Below are 6,510 nucleotides of genomic sequence, written 5' to 3'. Positions count from 1 at the left end.
GGAAGCGGCTGTTGGTGTTGGTTTTTGGTGTAAGGCCCTGAAACGTTAACACTTTCAGCCGCTTTCTTTTATACCCCGTGAGAAATTCGGGCTAGCCTATCTAGTTGTCGCTATTGGCCTAGTTCAGACCGGAAGTATTAGTCTACCGCTGACGTTTCCAGTATTTGATGTACTTTTGGCTGTCACGTTACCGACGATGCTACTGCTTGCTCTGTTTCGATTCCGTCGTCTGAATCTTGAACAACGCTTACTGGTGCTGAGCTTTACTGTCTTTGCTCCTCTACTATTAGTCGATATGGCGGTAGCTCACGGCTTTATAGCATGGCGCACCGTGCCTTTAAGCTATGGCACGCTCGCTTTCTCATTAGCTAACGCCGCCATTTTTCTGTGGCACTATCGCCGCACCCAACAGCAATTGGCAATGGTCAACGAGACGTTAGAGCAGCAAGTTATAACTCGTACGGCTGAACTTGATCGACTCGTTCATAAGCTTGAAGGCCTCTCTTTCGAGGATCCACTCACCGGACTCCACAATCGGCGCCATTTCAATATGGTGTTCGAGCATGAGTGCCGACGGGCGCAACAAAACGATAGCCAATTATCGCTACTGATGCTGGATGTCGATCACTTTAAACAGATCAACGATCACTTTGGCCATGAAGCTGGAGATAGCGTATTGGTTGAGATCGCAACGCTCCTGAGGCTGCACTTTCGAGGCATGGATGTGGTTTGCCGATTTGGCGGCGAAGAGTTTGTGGCCCTTCTCCCCACTACCTCAGGCGATGCTGCTTATATCAGGGCAAATGCTCTATTGGCAGCTATGTCAAAAAAATCGATGTCTTATCAAGGAACACCGCTGGGGCATATCACTCTCTCCTGTGGCATAGCGACCTACCCCGACCACACCAGTGATCCTCAAAAATTGCTACGGCTGGCAGATGAAGCGCTTTATCGCGCCAAACATAGTGGTCGTAACCGATGCGCTGTTGGCAGCGAACCTGTTGAGGAGCAGGATATGCCTCTTAGCCGAGAGCAACCCCAATGATGGATATCGATTACGACAGCTGATCGCTCTGCTTACCAAGTCGAGTAAGGCCTCGCGGGGCGGCAATGCGGAAGAAGCGTTCAACCACATCAGCGTTGGTAGCGGGCGTCAGTAACGAGACCACGATGAATACCGGCAGGTTAATCATCAGCCCCCAGAAACCTGCGTGAATCCCCAGCGGATGAGGCCAAAGCGTGGTAAACGACACGGTAATCAAAAAGCCTGCCACAATTCCTGCCATCACACCCAAGCGTGAAGCGCGGGGCCAAAAAAACATGCCGATAAAGGCAGGCAGCACTTGAGAAGCAAACCCCAACCCCACCAGTAGAATCATCACCAAGCTGCCTGGCTCGGCAATGGCTAATGGCGCCACCACCAGAAACATAATGGGCAAAATAAATACCCTGGCCAGCTTGCCGGTTACGCCATCAGTAAGTTTTAACATCGGTTGAAGCACGTCTTTACTGAGCGAAAGTGAGATCGAATGGATAAATGGTTCGCTGGAGGACATTGACGCTGCCAAGGTGCCCGCACCCAGCAGTCCGACTAATACCACCGGCAGGTACTGCATGGCGTATTCAAGGGCAACAGTATCGGCTCGGGCCAGCTCAGGCAGTGAGTAAATACCGATAAAGCCCACTACCACCATGGGCAGGATGACAATATAGTAGGTAGGTAGCCATGTGGCGCTACGGCGGATAGTGCGCGCTGAGGATGCGCTCATCCACTGAGTCCATACCGGCGGCATAAACGAGAACATCGAGACGATGATTGAGGTCGTCCAGAAGCTAAAGCTCATATCCCCTCCTGCCCCAGGCAGGGTAAGAAACTCACCGTGATCAGCCTGAATGCGTTCAAATACGCCTGCAAAACTAAGCCCGCCGGTGGCGCTATGTACCGCCCATAGGCCAACCGCCCAGGCAACAATCAGCATTAACACACCCTGAAACGCATTGGTGCGACCAATGGCCCGCTGTCCACTGGCGTAGAGATACACCGCAATACAGGCAAGCACCAGCACGACGCCTAGCCAAATGGGAATTAGGCCGCCGCTCATTACAAACAAAATATACGCTGAACCTATAGTTTGTAGCACCGCATAGGCAACTGAGCCAATCGCCATGACTAACGCTGCCAGTGCGCCTAATGCGGGACTTTGGTAGCGGTCAGCAATCGCGCTTGCTTGGGTGACGTGGCCAAATTTTTCGCCGAATGCCCACACCTTGGGGCCAAAATACCAAGCCACCAACGCCAGGTAAGCAAGGTAGATAGCAACGTAAAATACCGCGACACCTTTGGAGTAAGCCCACCCCGGCGCGCCCATAAAGGTGTAAGCACTCACACTACCGGCTGCAATTAATAGGTAAAGCGTAATAGGGCCCATGCTGCGCCCTGCCACGCCCCACTCTTCTAGGCTATTCATATCGGCTCTGTTAGCACGTACACCGCGTGCACGTAGGCCAATCACCATAGCGATAGCCACATATATCAGCGTAATCAGCAGTGGCCAAGGGCTATTCATGGTCGTCTCGCTCGACAATGCGATTGCCGATCAACATGACTGCTACACAGGCGAAAATAACCAGATAGCTCCACACCACCATCAGCGGCAGCCCCATTACCAGCGTTGCCCGATTGACCAAGCCGATGACCGGCCAGGTTCCCGCCATTACCAGTGCCACAAAAGCGATCAATAACCCCCAACCCGCCTTGGAAGTGGGCAGTACCAATAACCGTCGCATATGTGTTCCCTCTTCGTTATTTAACGGCCGCCTTTGCGACTGGCATGTGTGATAGGTAGGGTTGGCCAACGCAGTGGCAACGCCAAACACTTTTCTAGCTGCCACGCCAGCTTCAGCACCAGATGATCGGCAAAACGTGGGCCAATTAACTGCACCCCAATGGGCATATCATCCCTGCTAAACCCTGCATTGAGCGATATCGCTGGCTGCTCCCCCATATTCCACGGCACGTTATAAACAATATGCTCAAAGGGCTGACGAGGATCATTGGTGGGTGATGGCCACTCTGCGGGAAAAGCGATGTTTGGCGTGGTAGGTGAAATGACCGCGTCCACTTGCTCAAATACCGTCTCCGTAGCACGGCGCATGACCAGGGTTTGTTGAAATCCCTGAACCACTTCTACGCCGCTTAAGCGTGCGCCACCGTCTGCCCAGGCCAAAATGGCGGGTAGCACTTGCTCACGCTCTTCTGGCGAGAGCTTTAATAGCTCGTTCCATTGGCGAGCCTGCCAAAAGCGATCCAGCCCATCCAACATTTCGCGGGTAAGCACTGGTGCCAGCGGCACCAGCTTAGCTCCAATGGCTTCCAACTGCTTTGCAGCCTGCTCAACGTGATGGCGAATCTCATTATCCAAGGGCAAACCGCAACCCGCCTCCATCATGACGCCAATCCGTAAGCCTCTAATATCTACATTTAAATTATGCCAATCAATGACTTCTGGCGGCAAGCGCATCGCATCGCGTCTATCAGTACGGGCAAGCGTCGACATCATAAGCGCCGCATCGTCAACACTGCGTGTCATTGGCCCGGCGCAGCGACCCACATAATACGGATCGATAGGTACTCGGCCTAAGGTGGGCTTGAAGCCCACCACGCCACACCATGCTGCGGGCAGGCGTATGGAGCCACCGATATCAGTCCCCACATGCAGTGGACCAAACCCAGCCGCGGCAGCGGCACCCGCGCCGGAGCTTGAGCCGCCGGTATTGCAGGCCAAATTCCAAGGGTTACGGGTTAAACCATGAAATGACGAAAGGCCTGATGAGAGCATGCCAAAATCGGGGCAGGTGGTTTTTCCTAACAGTAGAGCATTGTCTTCATCTAAACGTGTCGCTGGTGGCGCATCCTGGTTGGCTATTACCTGTTCGCCAAGTCCTGTTCCCCCGGGCACCGGCATACCTTGCGTTGCAATTAACTCTTTTAAGGTCACCGGCACCCCATCCAGCGCACCGCTAGGTTGGCCTTTGGCCCAGCGCTGGGTAGAGACTTCTGCTGCCTCCATAAACATATCCGACTGATAGGCATAGAGTGCATTAACATGCGGCTCCCAAGTATCGATATGCTCGATCAGAGCAACCGCCACCTCTTTGGGAGAAAACGATTTTAAGCGGTAACCCTCCAATAGCTCGGTGGCAGTAAGTTGGTGTAGTTCAGCCATCACATCACCTTATGCGGTTGTTATCATACTGTTGCTATCAGTTTGTCGTTCTTAATAACCTCAGCATGAACCTACTCAGTGCGCTACGCCAATTCAATATTGATCTCAGCGTGTCCACATTATGTGTGCACACCTAGACTCTAACTCTAGGGATTTACCAACGCCTGCAGTGCGCGGGCCAATAGCGAAAGGCACGCATCGGTGGCAAAGCTGCGCTGGCGATGACGATAGACACAGAGATCAATCCGTGCAGCTTCCAGCTCAGAAGAACCCAGGGGAATGCTGACCAATGCACCTTGCTGGCACTCCCTTGCTACCGCCATCGGCGGTAATATCAGAACGCCCGCGCCGTTAAGGGCGAGTGCTTTTTGGGTTTCTAGAGAGGCCGTTTTATAGGTAGGCGCCAGCGTCACGCCTGCACGATGCGCTGCGCGCTCCAATGCTTGGCGTACGCCGTATGATTCATCAGGCAGGATCAAGCGGTGCTTTGCTAGAGTGTGAAGGCTTACCTCTGAGGCGACGGCCAGCGGATGATGTGGGGCCATGACGGCATGATGATGTAGCTCGGCACTAGTGAAGGCCACAATGTCATCGTGGCGAGGCATGAAAAACGATAGACCGATATCTGCGTCGCCACGGCGCAGCGCTTCCACCATCTGGCTGGCACTGGCGATGCCAATTTCAAAGTTCAAATGGGGGTAACGCTGGCCCATTTTGGCTAACGCAGGGCCTAGCAGGCCAGCCACAACGCCTTCTGCCACCTGCAAACTCACCCGGCCAGTACGCAAACCTTTGAGGTCAGCAATATGCTCTTGCACCCGCTCAAGATCACGCAGGGTACGCTGAGCTTGGGCGGCTAACAGCTCCCCCGCGGCGGTGAGGCTAATACCGTTGGGGCCACGTTCGATCAACGGAGCGCCAAGCTGATGTTCCAGCAAATCGATCTGTCGGCTAATGGCCGTAGGGGCAATGTGTAATTGAGCCGCCGCCTGGCGCAGCGAACGACAGCGTGCAACAGTATCGAAGTAGCGTAACGCTCGCCCACTGACCATAAATGCCCCTTAGATACGTGGCTTACTTAATTCAATAGCTGCCGCGCCATTACCGTGACCTGCTCTCCCCGATACTCAACGAGCTCGACATTCTGCCAACCCAGCCGTCGATAGAGCGCCTGCTGATCGGGAGTGTATAAATAGAAATGCTGAATGCCATTTTGCAGGGCTTCTTCTTCCACCTGCTGCACTAATGAAGAAGCAATACCCTGTCCCCGCCATTCAGGCACCACAAATACTGACGCAAGCCATGGAGTAAGTTCGGGACGAGTGCTCATATCATCAGCAATCAGGCTGGCAGTGCCAACGGGGGTTCTGCCTTGCATGGCTAGAAAGATAGAAGGCACACCACCCTGCCCACATTCGGCCTTTAAACATTCAATCGCTTGCGCTAGCGTGAGCCCAGGATGTAAATGGCCCCAAGCTTCAAATGTCCAGCCCGCCACTATTTCAGCATTTGGATCATCAGCACTTAGCCGTTGAATGGTGATATCGCCCTGCATGGTTTGCTCCAGACTTTATTTAGCAGAAGCGAATACATTAGCGGCAAATAAGGGGTAGCGCTATAGCGCCTCAAGCCAGCGAGTGGCGACTCTTGATCGAGAATACTCATCCAATCCAAACCAATACTTTCCGTCCGCGCCGTCAGCTAAGCGCTCAATACCCAATGATGCGCCGCCGGTTTTACGCCTGAGTCTGATTCAGAACAATTTCCGCTCCATATAGTTAATGCCAGCTTCTGTTTTGCATATGCGAAACCCCATCCGCTCATATAGCGCTATTGCTGGGTTGATACAAAACACGCGAAGCCGAAGTAAGTGAATGCCTTTTCGTTGGGCAGTTTCAACCGTATAACGAATGGCCGCGGTCCCTATGCCTTGACGTTGCCACTGTGGATCAATCTGTAGCTCCCGAATGTAGTAAGCATTTTCATCATGATTTATGCAAAGCAGCCCCACTCGTGAAGCGTTTATGACTAACTTGTAGCTATCTAACTGACCCCACTGTTTATCAAATAGGGTGGTATCCCAGCACATATCCAGCTGCTTGTAGTAGGCTGACATATTCTGAATTATGATGTTTTCCGCGAACGCCTTGTCGTTAGTAGGCCGAATAATAGGCGTCATAACTTGAATCCTAGCCCGGATTTCTCACAGGGTATAAAAGAAAGCGGCTGAAAGTGCTATGATTTCAAGAACCTAACCAATCCATCAAGCACCAACAGCCGCTTC

The 6,510-nt window shown here is 52.8% G+C and carries 7 protein-coding genes; 1 reads left to right on the top strand and 6 read right to left on the bottom strand.

Annotated features, from left to right (window positions below; genetic code table 11):
* The first annotated feature begins 196 nt into the window (after positions 1–196).
* On the top strand, positions 197–1,045 hold the full coding sequence (locus ACQKE4_RS19935; RefSeq protein ID WP_427389965.1) for a GGDEF domain-containing protein: 849 nt from the start codon (positions 197–199) through the stop codon (positions 1,043–1,045).
* 10 nt (positions 1,046–1,055) lie between these two features.
* On the opposite strand, the gene ACQKE4_RS19930 is transcribed toward ACQKE4_RS19935, so the two are convergent.
* The 6 genes from ACQKE4_RS19930 to ACQKE4_RS19905 all read right to left on the bottom strand — a co-directional run bounded on the left by ACQKE4_RS19930 (position 1,056) and on the right by ACQKE4_RS19905 (position 6,405).
* Complete coding sequence (locus tag ACQKE4_RS19930; RefSeq protein ID WP_427389964.1) at positions 1,056–2,567, bottom strand: sodium:solute symporter family protein; 1,512 nt, start codon at positions 2,565–2,567, stop codon at positions 1,056–1,058.
* Positions 2,560–2,787, bottom strand: a complete 228-nt coding sequence (locus tag ACQKE4_RS19925; RefSeq protein WP_427389963.1) for a hypothetical protein — start codon at positions 2,785–2,787, stop codon at positions 2,560–2,562. The genes ACQKE4_RS19930 and ACQKE4_RS19925 overlap by 8 nt, the downstream gene beginning before the upstream one ends.
* A 20-nt stretch (positions 2,788–2,807) precedes the next feature.
* Positions 2,808–4,226, bottom strand: coding sequence for an amidase (locus tag ACQKE4_RS19920; protein WP_427389962.1), 1,419 nt, complete (start codon positions 4,224–4,226; stop codon positions 2,808–2,810).
* Positions 4,227–4,372: 146 nt separating this feature from the next.
* The gene (locus ACQKE4_RS19915) at positions 4,373–5,278 is read right to left on the bottom strand and encodes a LysR family transcriptional regulator (protein WP_427389961.1); all 906 of its coding nucleotides are present in this window, start codon (positions 5,276–5,278) and stop codon (positions 4,373–4,375) included.
* A 26-nt stretch (positions 5,279–5,304) separates the two neighbouring features.
* Entirely contained in the window at positions 5,305–5,781 is a 477-nt protein-coding gene (locus ACQKE4_RS19910; protein ID WP_427389960.1) for a GNAT family N-acetyltransferase, read from the bottom strand.
* A gap of 198 nt (positions 5,782–5,979) precedes the next feature.
* Positions 5,980–6,405: a GNAT family N-acetyltransferase gene (locus ACQKE4_RS19905; protein ID WP_427389959.1), complete on the bottom strand. Its 426-nt coding sequence runs from the start codon at positions 6,403–6,405 to the stop codon at positions 5,980–5,982.
* Positions 6,406–6,510: the final 105 nt, after the last annotated feature.

It is taken from the genome of Halomonas sp. NPDC076908 (assembly GCF_050269715.1).
Classification (GTDB): Bacteria; Pseudomonadota; Gammaproteobacteria; order Pseudomonadales; family Halomonadaceae; genus Vreelandella.
This window is presented reverse-complemented; position numbering and strand designations above follow the sequence as displayed.

What these genes read in the sequence shown, in the direction of transcription:
- ACQKE4_RS19935 (WP_427389965.1), top strand. Translation starts at nt 197, where the DNA reads ATGCTACTGCTTGCTCTGTTTCGATTCCGTCGTCTGAATCTTGAACAA.
- ACQKE4_RS19930 (WP_427389964.1), bottom strand. Translation starts at nt 2,567, where the DNA reads ATGAATAGCCCTTGGCCACTGCTGATTACGCTGATATATGTGGCTATC.
- ACQKE4_RS19925 (WP_427389963.1), bottom strand. Translation starts at nt 2,787, where the DNA reads ATGCGACGGTTATTGGTACTGCCCACTTCCAAGGCGGGTTGGGGGTTA.
- ACQKE4_RS19920 (WP_427389962.1), bottom strand. Translation starts at nt 4,226, where the DNA reads ATGGCTGAACTACACCAACTTACTGCCACCGAGCTATTGGAGGGTTAC.
- ACQKE4_RS19915 (WP_427389961.1), bottom strand. Translation starts at nt 5,278, where the DNA reads ATGGTCAGTGGGCGAGCGTTACGCTACTTCGATACTGTTGCACGCTGT.
- ACQKE4_RS19910 (WP_427389960.1), bottom strand. Translation starts at nt 5,781, where the DNA reads ATGCAGGGCGATATCACCATTCAACGGCTAAGTGCTGATGATCCAAAT.
- ACQKE4_RS19905 (WP_427389959.1), bottom strand. Translation starts at nt 6,405, where the DNA reads ATGACGCCTATTATTCGGCCTACTAACGACAAGGCGTTCGCGGAAAAC.